Source organism: Nostoc sp. UIC 10630 (genome assembly GCF_010747425.1).
In the GTDB taxonomy this organism is placed as follows: Bacteria; Cyanobacteriota; Cyanobacteriia; order Cyanobacteriales; family Nostocaceae; genus Nostoc.
Genome location: NZ_JAAGOG010000495.1, coordinates 1 through 556 on the forward strand (window position 1 = coordinate 1; position 556 = coordinate 556).

2 protein-coding genes are annotated in these 556 nt (G+C 39.2%); both read left to right on the forward strand.

The window, feature by feature from the left end; all coding sequences use genetic code 11:
- Nucleotides 1–39: 39 nt before the first annotated feature.
- Complete coding sequence (locus G1O98_RS38570; protein ID WP_163939739.1) at nt 40–309, forward strand: hypothetical protein; 270 nt, start codon at nt 40–42, stop codon at nt 307–309.
- Nucleotides 310–320: 11 nt separating this feature from the next.
- Nucleotides 321–556 (forward strand): hypothetical protein (locus tag G1O98_RS38575; RefSeq protein WP_163939741.1); only part of this gene is annotated, 236 nt, incomplete at its 3' end.

Consider the following 556-nt stretch of genomic DNA (forward strand, 5'->3'; position numbering starts at 1 on the left):
TGAGTCGCCACTACATAATTTAGCGGTTCAAATAAGTAAATGAAAATCGGTACTGTCTCAGTTAGTTATTCGAGAAAGTTTAACTTGGGCAACTACGAATCAATCGAATTAGGTTGTTCTTTATGGGCACAAGTCGAAGACGAAGAAGATGCTTCAGGCGTAGTTCAATTTCTTTATTACCAAGCAAAAGCAGCAGTTAAAGAGGCTGCAATGCCAGTAATTAAAGCGAACGAATTCCAGATTACCAAAGCCAAATCTCAACGGAAAGTAGCAACTGATGAAGGTGTTGCAGAAATAGATAATTTTTGAGCCAATCAAACATGAAACAACTAACAGGTTTTATTCCTATCGCAGCATTACCACCATCTACTGCGGCATCTGCTAAACAACTGCTGGAAACAATTGAATGGCTCCACAAAGAAGGTGCTGCTACTGAAACCAACCTCAAACTCTTGACTGTAATTGTCAAATCTATTCTTTGCTCGGAAGAATCATACACCAGATTTTTGCAGTGTGGTTTTGATGCAGCCATTGAGTTTTTCGACACCAATTCTCA